Genomic DNA, 17,807 nt, shown 5'->3' on the forward strand with positions numbered 1-17,807 from the left:
CGTCAAGAGAGGGCAGTGGTACTAAATCAGGATATAGGTTAAGGAGGGTTGCTCCTTGTTGGACGTTAACAATTTTGAATTTATGAAAATCGGGCTCGCTTCCCCGGAAAAAATTCGTTCTTGGTCCCGCGGAGAAGTTAAAAAACCGGAAACCATTAACTATCGTACATTGAAACCGGAAAAAGAGGGTCTCTTTTGCGAACGTATTTTTGGACCGCAAAAGGACTGGGAATGTCACTGTGGTAAATACAAACGCGTCCGTTATAAGGGCGTAGTGTGCGACCGCTGCGGCGTGGAAGTTACCCGCGCTAAAGTCCGCCGCGAACGTATGGGCCACATCGAACTGGCAGCTCCTGTATCTCATATCTGGTATTTCAAAGGTATTCCAAGCCGTATGGGTCTGGCGCTGGATATGTCTCCTAGATCGCTCGAAGAGATTATCTACTTTGCATCTTATGTTGTAACTGATCCAGGGGAAACTCCGCTGGAGAAGAAGCAGCTGTTGTCCGAGAAAGAATACCGCAGCTACCGTGAGAAATATGGCTACGGATTCCAGGCCGGCATGGGTGCAGAAGCTGTCAAAAAGCTGCTTCAGGATATCGACATCGATAAAGAACTGGAATTCCTCAAAGAAGAGCTGCGTACCGCTCAAGGCCAGCGCCGCAACCGGGCAATCAAACGTCTGGAAGTCATCGAGGCCTTCCGCAACTCCGGCAACAAGCCTGACTGGATGATCATGGATGTACTCCCGGTTATCCCTCCGGAGCTTCGTCCAATGGTTCAGCTGGATGGCGGCCGTTTCGCTACGTCTGACCTTAATGACCTGTACCGCCGTGTAATTAACCGGAACAACCGTCTGAAAAGACTGCTGGATCTCGGCGCGCCTGACATTATCGTTCAGAATGAGAAACGGATGCTTCAGGAAGCTGTAGATGCGCTGATTGACAACGGCCGCCGCGGCCGTCCTGTAACAGGACCAGGTAACCGTCCGCTCAAATCGCTCAGCCATATGCTGAAAGGTAAACAGGGACGTTTCCGCCAGAACTTGCTCGGTAAACGTGTTGACTATTCCGGCCGTTCGGTTATCGTCGTAGGACCTTACCTGAAGATGTACCAATGCGGTCTTCCTAAGAAGATGGCACTGGAGCTGTTCAAGCCGTTTGTAATGAAAGAACTGGTTAACAAAGGGCTAGCCCACAACATAAAGAGCGCGAAGCGTAAGGTTGAGCGCGTAAGTCCTGAAGTATGGGATGTGCTTGAAGAGGTAATCAGAGAGCATCCGGTTCTGCTGAACCGTGCCCCTACGCTGCATAGACTGGGTATCCAGGCGTTCGAACCGATTCTGGTAGAAGGTCACGCGATCCGTCTTCACCCGCTCGTATGTACGGCTTACAATGCCGACTTTGACGGTGACCAGATGGCGGTACACGTTCCTCTGTCCGCTGAGGCTCAAGCTGAAGCCCGTATTCTCATGCTGGCGTCCGGTAACATCCTGAACCCTAAGGACGGCAAGCCGGTCGTTACCCCTTCCCAGGATATGGTACTTGGTACGTTCTACCTGACCATGGACAACAAGGAAGAAAAGGGTACCGGGATGATCCTGCGTAACGTGAATGAAGCGGTCTCTGCTTATCAGCGCGGAACTGCAGGTCTGCATGCACGTGTTGCTATTCCTGTTAAGGCTCTGGGTAAAACCAGCTTCACAGAAGCGCAGCAGAATGCTCTGCTGATCACTACTGTGGGTAAGATTATCTTCAACGAAATCTATCCAAGCAGCTTCCCGTATATCAACGAAGCTACCAAAACTAACCTGCTGCAGGGAACTCCTGAGAAGTACTTCATCTATGAAAAGGGTGCGGATGTCCGCGAACTGATCATGGCAGCTCCGGAAGCCAGTGCTGTAGGTAAGGAATATCTGGGCCTCATTATCGCCCGCTGCTTTGAGACGTATCACACCACCAAGACTTCAGTGATTCTGGATAAAATTAAGCAACTCGGCTTTACGTACTCTACACGTTCCGGTGTTACGGTTGCCGTATCGGATGTTATCGTGCCTGAGGAAAAAGCTACCATTCTTAAGGAATCCGAAGCTAAGGTTGATGTGGTTGCGAATCAATACCGCCGTGGTCTGATTACCAATGATGAGCGGTATGACCGCGTTATCGAGATTTGGTCGAAGACCAAGGATGATCTGACTAACGTATTGCTTAAATCAATGGACCGCTTCAACTCCATCATGCTCATGGTCGACTCCAAGGCGCGTGGTAACAAATCGCAGATCACCCAGCTCGGTGGGATGCGTGGTCTGATGGCAACACCTTCGGGCCGAATCTTTGAATTGCCAATCAAAGCGAACTTCCGCGAAGGCCTAACCGTCCTCGAGTACTTTATCTCCACTCACGGAGCGCGTAAAGGTCTGGCCGATACAGCGCTGCGTACAGCGGATTCCGGGTACCTGACACGCCGTCTGGTTGACGTAGCGCAGGATGTTATTGTCCGTGAAGAAGATTGTGGTACTGATAAAGGCTTCATGGTTAGCCGGATTCAGGATGGCAAGGAAGTCATTGAGGATCTCTACGACCGTATTGAAGGCCGTTATTCCTTCGAGACCGTCCGTCATCCTGAGACGAAGGAAATCATCGTTCACCGTAACGATCTGATTGACTCGGATAAGGCTGAAGAAATCGTGAATGCTGGCGTTACCAAGCTGCAGATCCGCTCTGTACTCAGCTGCCGTGCCCGTCACGGTGTCTGCAAGAAGTGCTACGGACGTAACCTGGCAACAGGTAAATTCGTGGAAATCGGGGAAGCTGTCGGTATTATTGCCGCACAATCCATCGGTGAACCGGGAACACAGCTTACCATGCGTACGTTCCATACCGGTGGTGTAGCCGGAGACGATATTACGCAAGGTTTGCCGCGTATCCAGGAGCTGTTTGAAGCCCGTAACCCTAAAGGTCAGGCTACAATCAGTGAGATTGACGGGGTAGTTAAGGAAATCCGTGAAACCAAGGACCGCCGCGAAATCGAAGTCCAGGGTGAAGCAGAGTCCAAAACGTATTCCATCACTTACGGCTCCCGTCTGCGTGTCAGCGAAGGCCAGGAGATTGAGGCCGGCGATGAATTAACAGACGGTTCAATTGACCCTAAAGAAATGCTGCGTATCAAAGGGATCCGCGGGGTACAGAACTACATTCTGCAAGAAGTACAGCGTGTATACCGTAACCAGGGCGTTGAAATCAATGATAAGCACATTGAAGTTATGATCAAGCAGATGCTGCGCAAAATCCGCATTATCGATGCTGGAGATACCAGTCTCCTGCCGGGTGCATTTGCGGATATTCATGAATATGAAGCAGCCAACAAGGAAGCCATTCTTGCCGGAAATGAACCAGCAGTCGCCAAACCGGTTCTGCTCGGGATCACCAAGGCCTCCCTGGAAACTGATTCGTTCCTGTCTGCGGCATCCTTCCAGGAAACTACCCGCGTCTTAACAGATGCAGCTATTAAGGGTAAAGTGGATAAGTTGCTCGGTCTGAAAGAGAATGTAATCATCGGTAAGCTGATTCCTGCAGGTACAGGCATGAATCGTTACCGTAATGTGAAGCTGAGCGATCCGAATGCTGAAAGCAATGAAGAAGCTTTAGAGCCGGTACCCGCTGAATAATTGAATACTCATGGCAAGCAGTATCCGCGTGACGCAGAAATCTGGCGTGACGCGGCTGTCTGCTGTGATTATTAATAAATTTATTGTCGTTTTTCTTGACATCATGTGCTGAGGATGCTAATATGTCTAAGGTGCGTGAGTAGTCTTGTCATTCTTATTCAGTGGAGGTAATGATTTTCATGACTGATGACAGAGGGTTACAGGATGCTCAGGTCAAGATCGGTTCCAAGCAAACCGTCAAGGCGGTGGAGTTGGGCCAAGCCGCAGAAGTCTATGTGGCAGAGGACGGAGATCAACGGCTTACTTCCAGAATTGTAATGCTTTGCAACAAACAAGGTGTGAAGGTCACTTATGTGGACACGATGCTGAATTTGGGCAAGGCCTGCGGTATAGAAGTTGGTGCTGCGATGGCAGCCGTCTTAAAACAATAGCAGCAAGAGAACGTTTTTGTACCGGGGTACACTTCGGCAGCAAGGACTTTTCATTTGTCTTTTTATGAACCACCTGGGTCTGTGGACTTAATGTTTGTAAATTGACTATCATTTCAGGAAGGGGGTGGCACAACATGCCAACTATCAATCAATTGGTTCGTAAAGGCCGTCAAGCCAAAATCGAAAAATCCAAATCTCCCGCTCTTCAAAAAGGGTTCAACGCCCTCAAGCGTGAGGCTACAAATTTGAGCGCTCCGCAGAAACGCGGTGTATGCACTCGTGTAGGCACAATGACTCCACGTAAACCAAACTCAGCACTTCGTAAGTATGCCCGTGTTCGTCTGACGAACCGTCTTGAGGTGACTGCTTACATTCCGGGTATCGGACACAACCTTCAAGAGCACAGTGTAGTATTGCTGCGCGGAGGTAAAGTTAAGGACCTTGCAGGAGTTCGTTACCACATCGTTCGTGGCGCACTGGATACTGCAGGTGTTGCTAACCGGATGCAGGCTCGCTCCAAGTATGGTGCGAAACGTCCTAAAGTCAAGAAATAAGATGAGCTTATCAGCATAATAACCATATAAGAAAGGGGGATATCCATGCCACGCAAAGGTCCAGTTACTAAAAGAGATGTATTGCCAGATCCATTGTATAATAGCAAGTTGGTTACTCGTTTGATCAACCGTATTATGCTGGGTGGTAAAAGAGGTGTCGCTCAAAGCATTTTGTACAATTCGTTCAAGTTGATTCAAGAACGTACAGGTAAAGAGCCGATGGAAGTTTTCGAAGCTGCCATCAAGAATATCATGCCTGTATTGGAAGTTAAAGCTCGTCGTGTCGGCGGTGCTAACTACCAAGTACCTATTGAGGTTAAACCTGAAAGACGTACTGCTTTGGGATTACGTTGGCTTGTAAACTACTCGCGCAACCGCGGTGAGAAGACTATGGAAGAGCGTTTGGCGGCTGAGATTATCGATGCTTCCAACAACACAGGTGCTTCCGTTAAGAAACGTGAAGATACACACAAGATGGCTGAAGCGAACAAAGCGTTTGCTCACTACCGCTGGTAGGATTGCAGTCGTTCAAATAACTTCTATTTTGAAAGGAGATCCATTTCATGGCAAGAGAGTTCTCCTTAAAAAATACACGTAATATCGGGATCATGGCACATATTGATGCTGGTAAGACTACTACCACTGAGCGGATTCTATTCTACACAGGCCGTACGCACAAAATCGGTGAAGTTCACGAGGGTGCTGCTACAATGGACTGGATGGAACAAGAACAAGAGCGCGGAATCACGATTACTTCCGCTGCTACAACTGCTGCATGGAAAGGTCACCGCATCAATATCATTGATACCCCAGGACACGTTGACTTCACCGTTGAAGTTGAACGTTCCCTGCGTGTATTGGATGGGGCAGTTGGAGTATTTAGTGCGAAAGAGGGCGTAGAGCCTCAGTCTGAAACCGTATGGAGACAGGCTGACCGTTACAACGTACCACGGATCGCATATGTGAACAAAATGGACATTATCGGTGCGGATTTCCTTAACGTAATCGAAACTATGCGTGATCGTCTTCAAGCCAATGCAGTTGCTATTCAACTGCCAATCGGTGCAGAAAATGATTTCGCAGGTATCATCGACCTCGTTGAGCAAAAAGCACATATGTTCAGAGATGATTTGGGCCAAAATATTGAAGTTACGGATATTCCGGAAGAATATTTGGCAAAGGTTGAGGAACTGCGTCTCGAGCTGATCGAGAAAGTTGCTGAACTTGATGAAGATCTGACTATGAAGTACCTGGAAGGCGAAGAAATTACTATTCCGGAAATCAAAGCTGCTCTGCGCAAAGGCGTAGTTGAAGTTAAAATTTTCCCAGTAATTTGCGGCTCTTCCTACCGGAACAAAGGGATTCAGCTTATGCTGGATGCTGTTGTTGATTACTTGCCTTCACCTTTGGATGTACCGGCTATTACGGGTCATCTGGAGGATGGAACAGAAGCGGAACGTCATCCTTCGGATGAAGAGCCATTCGGTGCCCTGGCATTTAAGATCATGACAGACCCTTATGTTGGTAAACTCACGTTCTTCCGTGTATACTCCGGTATCCTGGAATCAGGTTCTTATGTAATTAACGCTACTAAGGGCAAACGTGAGCGTATTGGGCGTATCCTGCAGATGCATGCGAACAGCCGTCAAGAAATCTCCATCGTTTACGCTGGTGATATCGCGGCAGCCGTTGGTCTGAAGGACACTAGCACAGGCGATACACTCTGCGACGAGAAACATCCGATCATTCTGGAATCCATGAACTTTCCAGATCCGGTTATCGAAATCGCAGTCGAGCCAAAAACCAAAGCTGACCAAGATAAACTGGGTGTTGCTCTCGGAAAGTTGACTGAAGAGGATCCTACTCTTCGTGCTCACACTGATGAAGAAACAGGCCAAACCATCCTGGCAGGTATGGGTGAGCTTCACTTGGACATCATCATCGACCGTATGCGTCGTGAATTCAAAGTAGAAACCAATGTGGGTAAACCGCAGGTTGCTTACCGCGAAACGTTCAAGGCATCTGCCCGCGTAGAAGGCAAGTTTGTTCGCCAATCCGGCGGTCGCGGTCAGTACGGTCACGTATGGGTTGAATTTGAACCTCTCGAGCCAGGTACTGGCAGCCAATTCGAAAGTAAAGTTGTCGGTGGTTCTGTACCTAGAGAATACATCGCTCCTGCACTTGCCGGTATTGAAGAGCAAATGAAGAACGGCGTTATTGCAGGCTTCCCGCTTGTTGACGTTAAAGCTACCATCGTAGATGGTTCTTACCATGATGTTGACTCCAACGAAATGGCGTTCAAAATTGCCGGTTCGATGGCGCTTAAAGCTGCAAAAGACAAATGTCAACCTGCATTGCTTGAGCCAATCATGAAAGTGGAAGTAACTGTTCCTGAGGAATACATGGGCGATGTAATGGGTATGCTGAACTCCCGTCGCGGTAGAATCGAAGGTATGGATTCCCGTGGTGGAGCGCAAATTATCCGTGCGAAGGTGCCTTTGTCCGAAATGTTCGGATACTCCACAACACTCCGTTCCGGTACTCAAGGACGCGGCGTATTCTCAATGGAGCTTTCTCACTATGAAGAAGTACCTAAATCCATTGCTGAAGAAATCGTAGCCAAGAACAAAGGCGGAGAATAAGCTTGATTTTTAACTTGCCGTCCGGGTATAACACATAAGTCACCTTAGAACTGCAAATAGGCGGACGGCTCAAATATATGGACCCCACAATAAGGAGGAACTGTTCAAATGGCAAAGGCAAAGTTTGAACGTAACAAACCGCACGTTAACATCGGTACTATCGGTCACGTTGACCATGGTAAAACAACTCTGACTGCTGCAATCACAACTGTATTGTCCAAAAAATACGGTGGTGCTGCTGTAGCATTCGACCAAATTGATAAGGCTCCTGAAGAACGCGAACGCGGTATCACTATCTCCACCGCTCACGTTGAATATGAAACTCCTAACCGTCACTACGCTCACGTAGACTGCCCTGGACACGCCGACTATGTTAAAAACATGATCACTGGCGCAGCGCAAATGGACGGAGCAATCCTGGTTGTATCCGCAGCTGACGGCCCTATGCCACAGACTCGTGAACACATCCTGCTGTCCCGTCAAGTAGGCGTTCCTTACATCGTTGTATTCCTGAACAAATGCGACATGGTTGAGGACGAAGAGTTGCTTGAATTGGTTGAAATGGAAGTTCGCGATCTGCTTAGCGAATACGACTTCCCAGGCGATGACACTCCAATCGTTCGTGGATCTGCTCGTGAAGCTCTGCAGAACCCTGATGGCGAGTATGCACAGAAGATCGTTGAAATGTTCGAAACGATCGACACATACATCCCGCTTCCAGAACGTCAGACTGACAAGCCTTTCTTGATGCCTGTCGAAGATGTATTCTCCATCACTGGCCGCGGTACTGTGGCAACTGGTCGCGTAGAACGCGGAACAGTTAAAGTCGGAGAAGAAATCGAAATCGTTGGTATTCACGAAGAAACTAAGAAGTCTGTAGTTACTGGCGTGGAAATGTTCCGCAAATTGCTTGATTCCGCTCAAGCTGGCGACAACATCGGCGCATTGCTGCGTGGTGTTGACCGTAACAACATCGAGCGTGGCCAAGTATTGGCTAAGCCGAACTCCGTTAAGCCACACACTGAGTTCACTGCACAGATCTACGTTCTGACTAAAGAAGAAGGCGGACGTCACAAACCATTCTTCACTGGTTACCGTCCACAGTTCTACTTCCGTACAACTGACGTAACTGGCATCATCAACCTGCCAGAAGGTACTGAAATGGTTATGCCTGGTGACAACATCACCGTAACTGTTCAGCTGATCTCCCCAATCGCTATTGAAGAAGGTACTAAATTCTCCATTCGCGAAGGCGGACGTACAGTTGGTGCCGGTTCCGTAGCTTCTATCCAGAAATAATTCAGGCTCTATCCGTTAGGATAGACTGAAAATAAGTCAGGCCCCCTTCATTTGAAGGGGGCCTGTTTTATTTTATAGATAAGATTGAGAATTAGATTTCCTTCGCGTATTCCACGCTTGGCAGCTTGGACAGAACGACATGCAGGCTGGACGGCGATGAACTATTATTCGTATAAGCGAACGACTCGTCACCGGCAATGTAGATAGTCTCTCCTTGGATGAAGGAGAACTCTTCCTCATTAACATGAATGGTACCGTCACCGTGTAAGGCGAGGATATAGACATCTGCTCCGGGGTGCTTGTGAACGGGCAGCTTTTGCCCAGGCATGAAATTAAGCACAAATACTACGCTATCGCCTTTTTGGAAAATGATCTTTTTGGTAAAGCGTTCCTCTTGATAATCTACGGCCTCAGCTAATGTTTTCTTTTCCATTATAAATCCCTGCTTTCATTATATTAGTATTATTTAAAGCTTAACTTCGTACTCGCAGTGCTCATGACCGGTGACATTACATTTGATCTCTTTCACTGAAACCTTGCGGCCGAGAATTCGGCACAGAGCACCTTCAATGATAGCTCCCTCCAGATCACAGACCATTCTTTCATCTTCAAGGGAAGGTAGTCCTTTGCAGAAGCAATCGTCAACAGCGATATTAATTTTGCGCTCATCGGAATGAACAATTCGGGGAATCCCGATTTTGAGCTCCTCAAAGATCTGCAGCAGCTCTTCCACGGAATGGACAGGCAGGCTCTCGCCGATCTTTCTGCCAATGGTCACAGTCGTTCCCTTTCCGCCTAACGGCAATCCCTGGTTCATTCCAATTAGACGGATGGTCCGGAATAGTTCAAGCGGTACCATCTTGCCCAGAGTTGTTCTATTCATCTGGCGCATGTCCTCAAAAGTGTATTGCTGCAAGCTCATCAACTCCTTTTCTCTCTATGTACCTATTGTATAGACAGCCGGCGCGTTAATCCTTGATATAGATCAAGTTTTATGAAAATTTGTGCGTCCAGTCACCCGGCAGCGCTTCGATCATTGATATGGTGGGATAAGCGACAGTAGAGGAGGAATGATGTATGGAATGCAGTACATGCAGTTCTCATGCCTGTGTGCGCCAGGTTCCGGTATTCAGGAGCTTGTCCGATGAAGAATTGGTTATCATAGAATCAATCACAGAATCCCATTCATATAAAAAGGGTAGCCAGGTCTGCCGAGAAGGAGAGCCGTCTGAAGCCTTATATGTGGTGAAGAGCGGTCTTATCAAACTGACGAAGAACAGTAAAGAAGGCAAGCAGCATATTGTACGCTTTCTTTTCCCCGGTGATTATTTCGGACAGTTTGCCCTGCTTCACAATAAAAATAATGATGTAACGGCGGAGATTATTGAGAGTGGAGTGGTCTGCCGGATGCACCGGAAGGATTTCATTCCCCTCTTGGAGCAGAATGTGGGCCTGGCGTTTAGCTTTCTGATGTCTGTTAGTGAGCAGCTGCATCTGGCGGAAGAAACAGCAGGGGCACTGCATATGTTTGAAGTGGAAAAACGGTTAGCCCGGCTTCTAGTCTATTTGTACACGAGGAATCTGCCAGAATCAGCTCTTACAATGCAAGCTTTGCGACATTCCGTGGATCTCCCATCGGCGCAAAAAGAAGTGGCAGCGATGATCGGCACGACTGCCGAGACCTTAAGCCGTAAGCTGAACAAGCTGGAAGCGCTGAAGATCATCGCTATGCATAAGAGAACCGTGAATATTCTGGAGATGGAGGCTCTAATTCAGCTTGCTGAAATCAGTAATTAACAATTTTCAGATAAAACCGTGTGTTTTTTAACTTTTTTTCTGGAAAAGGTGATTTGTTTTGCAAAGGCTCTTGCAATATAGCCGCCTATTAGATATAATAATAAATGTTGTTCTGAGACGTTGCGATGATGTGAGAGGTTACTGACACACCCGGCCCCTTTGCCATGAGGTCGACGTCGGAAAATTTTCACGGAGTATGTCCGATAATAAATTGGGCGATAGAAGGAGGGACTAAAATGGCAAAGCAAAAAATTCGTATTCGCTTGAAAGCATACGACCACAGAATTCTTGATCAATCCGCAGAGAAAATCGTTGAAACAGCAAAACGTTCGGGTGCTGGTGTATCCGGGCCGATTCCGCTGCCAACTGAGAAGCAAATCATTACCATTCTCCGTGCGGTACACAAGTACAAGGATTCCCGTGAACAGTTTGAGCAACGGACTCACAAACGTTTGATCGATATTGTGAACCCAACACCACAAACTGTGGATGCCTTGATGCGCTTGGATCTACCGTCCGGTGTAGATATCGAAATCAAATTGTAATTCATTAAGTAACCAGGAAAAGAAAAGAGGTGTCAACATTGAAAGGTATCTTAGGAAAAAAACTCGGTATGACTCAAGTGTTTACTCCAGAAGGTAACGTAATTGCGGTTTCTGTTATCGAAGCTGGACCTTGTGTGGTACTGCAAAAGAAAGACCTGAATATCGACGGATATGAAGCAGTGCAGTTGGGCTTTTCCGATAAAAAGGAAAGTCGCTCCAACAAGCCTGAACAGGGTCACGCCAAAAAGGCAAATGCAACACCTAAGCGCTACGTTCGCGAAATTCGCGGTGTTGACCTCGGGTCACTCGAGGTTGGACAAGAGCTTAAGGCTGACATCTTCGCTGAAGGCGAGTTTGTTGACGTAACAGGTACTTCGAAGGGTAAAGGCTTCCAGGGTAACATCAAACGCTGGGGACAAAGCCGCGGACCAATGGCACACGGATCGCGTTACCACAGAAGACCGGGCTCAATGGGTTCCATCCAGGCTAACCGTGTTCCTAAGGGCAAACGCCTGCCAGGACATATGGGTCACACGACCGTAACGGTTCAAAAGCTTGAAATCATCCGGGTTGACGTAGAACGTAATGTACTGCTGGTTAAAGGCGCTATTCCGGGCCCTAAAAACAGCTTCGTGAAAGTTAAACAAACCGTTAAGAAATAATTACTGAAGAAAGGAGGAACATGAAATGCCAAAAGTAACACTTTTCAATACTAGTGGTAACGAAGTTGGCGAAGTTGAACTGAGTGATTCAGTTTTCGGTATCGAACCGAATGTACATGTGCTGCATGAAGCTGCACTTATGCAAAGAGCTTCCCTTCGTCGCGGTACACACAAAGTAAAAGGACGCTCTGAAGTGCGTGGCGGCGGACGTAAGCCTTGGAAACAAAAAGGTACAGGTCGTGCTCGTCAAGGCTCCATTCGTTCTCCACAATGGAAAGGCGGCGGCGTAGTCTTCGGACCAACACCACGCAGCTATTCCTGGAAATTGCCTAAGAAGGTTCGCCGGTTGGCCATCAAATCCGCGTTGTCCTCAAAAGTGCTTGAGAATGACATCATCGTATTGGATAGCCTGACCCTGAATGCTCCGAAGACGAAAGAATTCGCAGCGATTCTGAACAACCTTAAAGTGGGCAGCAAAGCCCTGATCGTAGCACCGAGCTATGATGACAATGTAGCACTTTCCGCTCGTAACATCCCTGGGGTGAAATTCGTAGCGGCTGACGGCATCAATGTTCTTGACGTACTGACGTACGACAAACTGATCATCACTAAAGAAGCAGTTCTGAAGGTAGAGGAGGTGTTCGCGTAATGAAAGATCCTCGTGATATAATTAAGCGTCCAGTGATTACGGAACGCACATCCGAATACATGAGCGAACTGAAGTACGCTTTTGAAGTGGATATCCGTGCTAACAAGACCGAAATCAAAAAAGCTGTCGAGGCTATTTTTAAAGTAAAAGTCGTTAGTGTGAACACAATGCGCGTACCTGGTAAACTGAAACGTTACGGCAAATACTCCGGTTATACTCCAGAGTGGAAAAAAGCCATCGTGAAGCTTAGCCCGGACAGCAAGCCGCTTGAGTTCTTTGAAGCGGTAGAATAATACTCTTAAAGTAAGGAGGAAACTATAGTGCCAATCAAAAAGTACAAACCGACCTCTCCGGCAAGACGCAACATGTCTGTGTCTACGTTTGAAGAAATTACAACAAACCAGCCAGAGAAATCGTTGCTGTCCCCGCTGTTCAAGCATGCCGGACGCAACAACCAAGGTAAAATTACGGTTCGTCACCATGGCGGCGGACACAAACGTAAATACCGTATCATTGACTTCAAGCGGACTAAAGACGGCATACCAGGTAGCGTTGCTACAATCGAGTATGACCCGAACCGTACTTCCAATATTGCTTTGATCCACTATGCTGATGGAGAGAAACGTTATATCATCGCTCCTAAAGGCCTTAAAGTTGGGGACAAAGTTGAGTCCGGCCCTGCTGCGGACATCAAAATTGGTAACAGCCTTCCGTTGATCAACATCCCGGTAGGTACAGTTATCCACAACATCGAGTTGAAACCAGGCAAAGGCGGACAATTGGTTCGTGCTGCCGGTACTGAAGCTCAGCTGCTGGGTAAAGAAGATAAATACGTATCTGTTCGTTTGAACTCGGGTGAGGTTCGCAGAATCCTCAGCGTTTGCCGTGCTACTATCGGAGCCGTAGGTAACGGAGATCACGAACTGATCAAGATTGGTAAAGCCGGACGCAGCCGCTGGCTCGGACGTCGTCCTGAAGTACGCGGTGTTGTCATGAACCCTAACGATCACCCACACGGTGGTGGTGAAGGCCGCGCTCCTATCGGACGGAAATCGCCAATGTCACCTTGGGGCAAACCAACCCTCGGCTACAAAACGCGTAAGAAAAACAAAGCATCTGATAAATATATCGTTCGTCGCCGCACAAAATAAGACGCTTCAGGCAAGTTAGTTAAGCGCGAAGCGTCGATTCGCGGTTTTGAAGAACCGGATGAAGGGAGGATTCACACATGGGTCGCAGTTTAAAGAAGGGGCCGTTCATCGATGGCTACCTGCTGAAAAAAGTTGAGGATTTGAACGAGACAGACAAGAAAGTCGTAGTAAAAACCTGGTCCCGTCGCTCAACCATTTTCCCTCAGTTTATCGGACATACGTTTGGTGTATATGACGGCCGCAAACACGTGCCTGTATACGTAACGGAAGATATGGTAGGTCACAAGTTGGGCGAGTTCGCGCCAACACGTACTTACAAAGGCCACGCGGGTGACGATAAGAAAACCAGAAGATAATTAACGTCTTCGTTTGAGAGGAGGGAAAACAATGGAAGCAAAAGCACATGCAAGATCGGTGCGGATTTCCGCTCGTAAAGCGAAACTGGTTGTTGACTTGATTCGCGGCAAGCAAGTGGGGGAAGCAATTGCAATTCTTCGCCACACTCCGAAGTCCGCTTCTCCGGTTGTTGAGAAGCTACTGAACTCGGCGATTGCGAACGCTGAGCATAACTACTCTATGGACGTTAACAGCTTATTCGTAAGCGAAGTTTTCGTTAACCAGGGTCCTACAATGAAACGTTTCCGTCCGCGCGCCATGGGCCGCGCAAGCCGGATCAATAAACGTACCAGCCACATTACTTTGGTGGTATCTGAGAAATAAGGAGGGATAACACGTGGGTCAAAAGGTAAATCCAGTCGGACTCCGAGTCGGTATTATTCGCGATTGGGAATCAAAATGGTATGCAGGCAAAGATTTCGGTACTCTTTTAATGGAAGACGTCAAAATCCGGGAATACCTTAAAGGCAAGTTGAAAGATTCCTCTGTTTCCCGCATCGAGATCGAAAGAGCGGCAAGCCGAGTGAACGTTACAATTCACACTGCCAAGCCAGGTATGGTAATTGGTAAAGGCGGAGCAGAAGTAGAAGTACTTCGCAGCGCAGTTACAACTATCGCCGGCGGTAAGAAAGTACACATCAACATCAATGAAATCAAACACCCTGAACTGGATGCTATTCTTGTTGCTGAAAGCATTGCACAACAGCTGGAACGTCGCGTATCGTTCCGTCGTGCTCTGAAACAAGCGATTCAAAGAACTATGCGTTCCGGCGCAAAGGGAATTAAAACTCAGGTTGGCGGACGTCTTGGCGGCGCTGAGATTGCCCGTTCAGAAGGTTATAGCGAAGGAACAGTTCCACTTCATACGCTTCGTGCTGATATCGATTACGGAACAGCTGAAGCACATACAACTTACGGCCGTATCGGCGTAAAAGTATGGATTTATCGTGGAGAAGTTCTTCCCCCAGCTAAGAAACAAGCTGCTCAGGAAGGAGGCAACTAATCATGTTGGTACCAAAGCGCGTTAAACACCGCAAGCAACAACGCGGTCACATGAAGGGTATGGCAAAAGGCGGAACTGAACTTAACTTCGGCGAATTCGGTTTGCAGGCACTGGAGCCATCTTGGATCACTAACCGTCAGATCGAAGCTGCTCGTATCGCAATGACACGTTACATCAAACGTGGCGGTCAGGTTTGGATCAAGATTTTCCCGGATAAGCCAATCACTCAGAAGCCTCTCGAGGTTCGTATGGGTAGTGGTAAAGGTAACGTTGAGAAGTGGGTAGCTGTAGTTAAACCGGGTAAGATTATGTTCGAACTCGGAGGCGTGTCGGAAGAAATCGCTCGTGAAGCGATGCGTCTTGCCGCTCACAAGCTGCCTGTAAAGACTAAGTTTGTGAAACGTGAAGAATTGGGTGGTGAAGCAAATGAAAGCTAATGAACTTCGCAACTTAACCACTGCTGAGATTGAACAGAAAATCGCCGGATTTAAGGAAGAACTTTTCAATCTCCGTTTCCAATTGGCAACAGGCCAACTGGACAACCCGACTCGGATTCGTGATGTGCGTAAGGAAATAGCTCGTGCTAAAACCGTTATCCATCAAAGAGTACTTGGGATTAGTTAAGTGACGGCGGATGCATAATCCGTAATCAGGAAGGAGGCTAATTATGAGCGAAGAGCGTAATGCACGTAAAGTGCTGATCGGTAAAGTAGTCAGCGACAAAATGGATAAAACCATCGTAATTGCTGTTGAAACCTATAAAAAGCACAATCTGTATCACAAACGCATCAAGTCCACGAAGAAATTCAAGGCACATGATGAAGAGAATGTAGCTAAAATTGGTGATGTCGTGAAAGTCATGGAAACTCGTCCATTGTCGAAGGACAAACGGTGGAGACTGGTTGAAGTGGTAGAAAAAGCGGTAATCATCTAAGACATGAAGCAGATCCCTTTCCGGAAGGAGGAAAATAATAATGATTCAACCATTTACACGTTTGCATGTGGCTGACAACTCTGGTGCGAAGGAACTGATGTGTATCCGCGTACTGGGTGGTACTGGACGCCGTACAGCAGCAATCGGCGATTTGATCGTTTGTTCCGTTAAACAAGCAACACCAGGCGGCGTTGTCAAAAAGGGTGATGTTGTTAGAGCGGTAGTTGTTCGTACAAAACGTTCGGTACGCCGTAAAGATGGATCTTACATCGCATTCGACGAAAATGCAGCTGTTGTTGTCAAAGACGACAGAAGCCCGCGCGGAACACGTATCTTCGGACCAGTTGCTCGCGAACTTCGCGACAAGGACTACATGAAGATCGTTTCCTTGGCACCGGAAGTAATCTAAAAATCCGAGTGATGCTCGGTTGTACTTGAAAAGGTCAGTTATAGGAGGTGTAATCAATGCCTAGAGTTAAAAAAGTTCTGGAATCCCATAACAATAAACTGCACGTGAAAAAAGATGATGTGGTGCTTGTGATCAGCGGGAAAGACAAAGGTAAAAAAGGCCGTGTCATCGCTGCTTATCCTCGTGAAAACCGCGTCCTGGTAGAAGGCGTGAACATGGTGAAGAAACACCAGAAGCCTAACCAGTTGAATCCGCAAGGCGGAATCATCGAGCAGGAAGCTTCGATCCATGTGTCCAACGTAATGCACATTGATCCGAAGAGCGGGAAAGTTACGCGTATCGGCTATAAAGTACTAGATAACGGTAAGAAGGTTCGGGTAGCAAAAAGATCCGGAGAGATTATCGACTAATACAGTCCTAATGAAAGGAGGTAAATCTTCATGGCAGCAAGAATGAAAGAACGTTATCTGAATGAAATCACACCATCTTTGATGCAGAAGTTTAACTACACAACAGTTATGCAAGTGCCTAAGATCGAGAAGATCGTCATCAACATGGGTGTAGGTGACGCTGTTCAAAACTCCAAAGTACTTGACGCTGCAGTTAACGATATGCAACTGATTTCTGGTCAAAAGCCGGTTATCACAAAAGCTAAGAAATCCATCGCCGGTTTCAAACTGCGCGAGAATATGCCGATCGGGGTTAAAGTAACACTGCGCGGCGAGCGTATGTATTACTTCCTGGATAAATTGATCAACGTAACGCTTCCACGCGTTCGTGACTTCCGTGGTATTTCCAGCAAAGCCTTTGATGGCCGCGGTAACTACACACTGGGTCTTAAAGAGCAATTGATCTTCCCGGAAATCGAGTATGACAAAGTGGATAAGGTTCGCGGTATGGACATCGTTATTGTAACGACTGCTAAGACGGACGAGGAATCCCGTGAGCTGCTGAATCAGCTGGGAATGCCTTTCACAAAATAAGAATCATCCATTTCTCCGAAAATGTTTAGGAGGTGTCAGTCTAAGTGGCAAAGACTTCAATGAAAGTTAAACAACAACGCGAGCCTAAGTTCAAAGTACGTGCATACACACGTTGCGAGCGTTGCGGTCGTCCACATTCGGTACTGCAAAAGTTCAAAATTTGCAGAATTTGTTTCCGTGAATTAGCTTATAAAGGCCAGATTCCTGGCGTGAAAAAAGCAAGTTGGTAAGAAGTTTATAAACGGGAAGGAGGTTTACACACATGACTATGTCTGATCCTATTGCAGATATGCTTACTCGTATTCGTAACGCCAACACTGTGCGTCACGAGACAGTAGAAATGCCTGCTTCTACTATGAAAAAACAAATCGCGGACATCTTGAAGCGTGAGGGCTTCATCCGTGATGCTGAATTCGTTGAAGATAGCAAACAAGGGATTATCCGTATTTTCCTGAAGTACGGCCCAAGCCAGGAGCGCGTTATCACTGGTCTGAAAAGAATCAGTAAACCAGGTCTTCGCGTATACACGAAGAGCAATGAAGTGCCTCGTGTACTCGGTGGCCTTGGAATCGCGATTATCTCCACATCTAAGGGAGTTATGACCGACAAAGAAGCTCGTCAATCTAAATCCGGCGGAGAAGTTGTCTGCTACATTTGGTAATAAACGTCACAAGATAAGGAGGTG

Annotated in this window: 25 protein-coding genes; 23 read left to right on the plus strand and 2 right to left on the minus strand. The window is 47.4% G+C overall.

From position 1 onward, the window contains the following. Positions 1-55 precede the first annotated feature (55 nt). The 6 genes from rpoC to tuf all read left to right on the plus strand — a co-directional run bounded on the left by rpoC (position 56) and on the right by tuf (position 8,593). On the plus strand, positions 56-3,667 hold the full coding sequence (rpoC, locus tag NSS64_RS32165) for a DNA-directed RNA polymerase subunit beta' (RefSeq protein ID WP_076081733.1): 3,612 nt from the start codon (positions 56-58) through the stop codon (positions 3,665-3,667). 179 nt (positions 3,668-3,846) lie between these two features. After that, on the plus strand, positions 3,847-4,098 hold the full coding sequence (locus tag NSS64_RS32170) for a ribosomal L7Ae/L30e/S12e/Gadd45 family protein (RefSeq protein WP_036692367.1): 252 nt from the start codon (positions 3,847-3,849) through the stop codon (positions 4,096-4,098). Positions 4,099-4,232: 134 nt separating this feature from the next. Continuing rightward, positions 4,233-4,652, plus strand: coding sequence for a 30S ribosomal protein S12 (gene rpsL, locus NSS64_RS32175; RefSeq protein WP_036721853.1), 420 nt, complete (start codon positions 4,233-4,235; stop codon positions 4,650-4,652). A gap of 45 nt (positions 4,653-4,697) precedes the next feature. Continuing rightward, entirely contained in the window at positions 4,698-5,168 is a 471-nt protein-coding gene (rpsG, locus tag NSS64_RS32180) for a 30S ribosomal protein S7 (protein ID WP_020427074.1), read from the plus strand. A 47-nt stretch (positions 5,169-5,215) separates the two neighbouring features. Next, positions 5,216-7,294: an elongation factor G gene (fusA, locus tag NSS64_RS32185; protein ID WP_076081734.1), complete on the plus strand. Its 2,079-nt coding sequence runs from the start codon at positions 5,216-5,218 to the stop codon at positions 7,292-7,294. A 108-nt stretch (positions 7,295-7,402) separates the two neighbouring features. Further along, positions 7,403-8,593 (plus strand): elongation factor Tu, encoded by a 1,191-nt coding sequence (gene tuf / locus NSS64_RS32190; protein ID WP_036721850.1) that lies wholly within the window; start codon positions 7,403-7,405, stop codon positions 8,591-8,593. Between the two features lie 91 nt (positions 8,594-8,684). On the opposite strand, the gene NSS64_RS32195 is transcribed toward tuf, so the two are convergent. Next, positions 8,685-9,026 carry a cupin domain-containing protein gene (locus NSS64_RS32195; RefSeq protein WP_341142734.1) on the minus strand — a complete coding sequence of 114 codons (342 nt, stop codon included), beginning with the start codon at positions 9,024-9,026 and terminating at the stop codon, positions 8,685-8,687. 33 nt (positions 9,027-9,059) lie between these two features. After that, positions 9,060-9,476, minus strand: coding sequence for a V4R domain-containing protein (locus NSS64_RS32200; RefSeq protein ID WP_340946740.1), 417 nt, complete (start codon positions 9,474-9,476; stop codon positions 9,060-9,062). Between the two features lie 194 nt (positions 9,477-9,670). Between NSS64_RS32200 and NSS64_RS32205 the strand changes: the two genes are divergently transcribed. From NSS64_RS32205 to rpsH, 17 genes are all read left to right on the plus strand, one after another. Then, complete coding sequence (locus NSS64_RS32205) at positions 9,671-10,390, plus strand: Crp/Fnr family transcriptional regulator (RefSeq protein ID WP_341142735.1); 720 nt, start codon at positions 9,671-9,673, stop codon at positions 10,388-10,390. Between the two features lie 236 nt (positions 10,391-10,626). Next, positions 10,627-10,935: a 30S ribosomal protein S10 gene (gene rpsJ / locus NSS64_RS32210; protein WP_017692074.1), complete on the plus strand. Its 309-nt coding sequence runs from the start codon at positions 10,627-10,629 to the stop codon at positions 10,933-10,935. A 38-nt stretch (positions 10,936-10,973) separates the two neighbouring features. Beyond that, positions 10,974-11,597 carry a 50S ribosomal protein L3 gene (gene rplC / locus NSS64_RS32215; protein ID WP_036721840.1) on the plus strand — a complete coding sequence of 208 codons (624 nt, stop codon included), beginning with the start codon at positions 10,974-10,976 and terminating at the stop codon, positions 11,595-11,597. Between the two features lie 25 nt (positions 11,598-11,622). Beyond that, complete coding sequence (gene rplD / locus NSS64_RS32220; RefSeq protein ID WP_036721837.1) at positions 11,623-12,246, plus strand: 50S ribosomal protein L4; 624 nt, start codon at positions 11,623-11,625, stop codon at positions 12,244-12,246. Next, positions 12,246-12,539, plus strand: a complete 294-nt coding sequence (gene rplW / locus NSS64_RS32225) for a 50S ribosomal protein L23 (RefSeq protein WP_019908225.1) — start codon at positions 12,246-12,248, stop codon at positions 12,537-12,539. The genes rplD and rplW overlap by 1 nt, the downstream gene beginning before the upstream one ends. Before the next feature lie 27 nt (positions 12,540-12,566). Next, entirely contained in the window at positions 12,567-13,397 is an 831-nt protein-coding gene (gene rplB, locus NSS64_RS32230; RefSeq protein ID WP_036692392.1) for a 50S ribosomal protein L2, read from the plus strand. A 77-nt stretch (positions 13,398-13,474) separates the two neighbouring features. After that, positions 13,475-13,753, plus strand: a complete 279-nt coding sequence (gene rpsS, locus NSS64_RS32235) for a 30S ribosomal protein S19 (protein ID WP_036692395.1) — start codon at positions 13,475-13,477, stop codon at positions 13,751-13,753. Positions 13,754-13,784: 31 nt separating this feature from the next. Further along, positions 13,785-14,117, plus strand: coding sequence for a 50S ribosomal protein L22 (rplV, locus tag NSS64_RS32240; RefSeq protein WP_019908228.1), 333 nt, complete (start codon positions 13,785-13,787; stop codon positions 14,115-14,117). Positions 14,118-14,130: 13 nt separating this feature from the next. Then, a complete protein-coding gene (gene rpsC / locus NSS64_RS32245; protein ID WP_036721832.1) occupies positions 14,131-14,796 on the plus strand; it encodes a 30S ribosomal protein S3 in 666 nt (221 codons plus the stop codon). A gap of 2 nt (positions 14,797-14,798) precedes the next feature. Beyond that, positions 14,799-15,233, plus strand: a complete 435-nt coding sequence (gene rplP, locus NSS64_RS32250; RefSeq protein WP_020427064.1) for a 50S ribosomal protein L16 — start codon at positions 14,799-14,801, stop codon at positions 15,231-15,233. Next, the gene (gene rpmC, locus NSS64_RS32255; protein WP_019908232.1) at positions 15,223-15,420 is read left to right on the plus strand and encodes a 50S ribosomal protein L29; all 198 of its coding nucleotides are present in this window, start codon (positions 15,223-15,225) and stop codon (positions 15,418-15,420) included. The genes rplP and rpmC overlap by 11 nt, the downstream gene beginning before the upstream one ends. A gap of 43 nt (positions 15,421-15,463) precedes the next feature. Continuing rightward, positions 15,464-15,730 carry a 30S ribosomal protein S17 gene (gene rpsQ, locus NSS64_RS32260; RefSeq protein WP_036692400.1) on the plus strand — a complete coding sequence of 89 codons (267 nt, stop codon included), beginning with the start codon at positions 15,464-15,466 and terminating at the stop codon, positions 15,728-15,730. Between the two features lie 40 nt (positions 15,731-15,770). Next, positions 15,771-16,139 carry a 50S ribosomal protein L14 gene (gene rplN, locus NSS64_RS32265; RefSeq protein ID WP_036680556.1) on the plus strand — a complete coding sequence of 123 codons (369 nt, stop codon included), beginning with the start codon at positions 15,771-15,773 and terminating at the stop codon, positions 16,137-16,139. Positions 16,140-16,195: 56 nt separating this feature from the next. Next, on the plus strand, positions 16,196-16,549 hold the full coding sequence (rplX, locus tag NSS64_RS32270; protein ID WP_019908235.1) for a 50S ribosomal protein L24: 354 nt from the start codon (positions 16,196-16,198) through the stop codon (positions 16,547-16,549). 30 nt (positions 16,550-16,579) lie between these two features. Continuing rightward, positions 16,580-17,122, plus strand: a complete 543-nt coding sequence (rplE, locus tag NSS64_RS32275) for a 50S ribosomal protein L5 (RefSeq protein WP_036721829.1) — start codon at positions 16,580-16,582, stop codon at positions 17,120-17,122. Positions 17,123-17,166: 44 nt separating this feature from the next. Then, on the plus strand, positions 17,167-17,352 hold the full coding sequence (locus NSS64_RS32280) for a type Z 30S ribosomal protein S14 (protein ID WP_036589425.1): 186 nt from the start codon (positions 17,167-17,169) through the stop codon (positions 17,350-17,352). A 32-nt stretch (positions 17,353-17,384) separates the two neighbouring features. Continuing rightward, on the plus strand, positions 17,385-17,783 hold the full coding sequence (rpsH, locus tag NSS64_RS32285) for a 30S ribosomal protein S8 (protein ID WP_036692403.1): 399 nt from the start codon (positions 17,385-17,387) through the stop codon (positions 17,781-17,783). Positions 17,784-17,807 lie beyond the last annotated feature (24 nt).

The organism is Paenibacillus sp. FSL H8-0122 (genome assembly GCF_038005345.1).
Lineage (GTDB): Bacteria > Bacillota > Bacilli > Paenibacillales > Paenibacillaceae > Paenibacillus_AQ.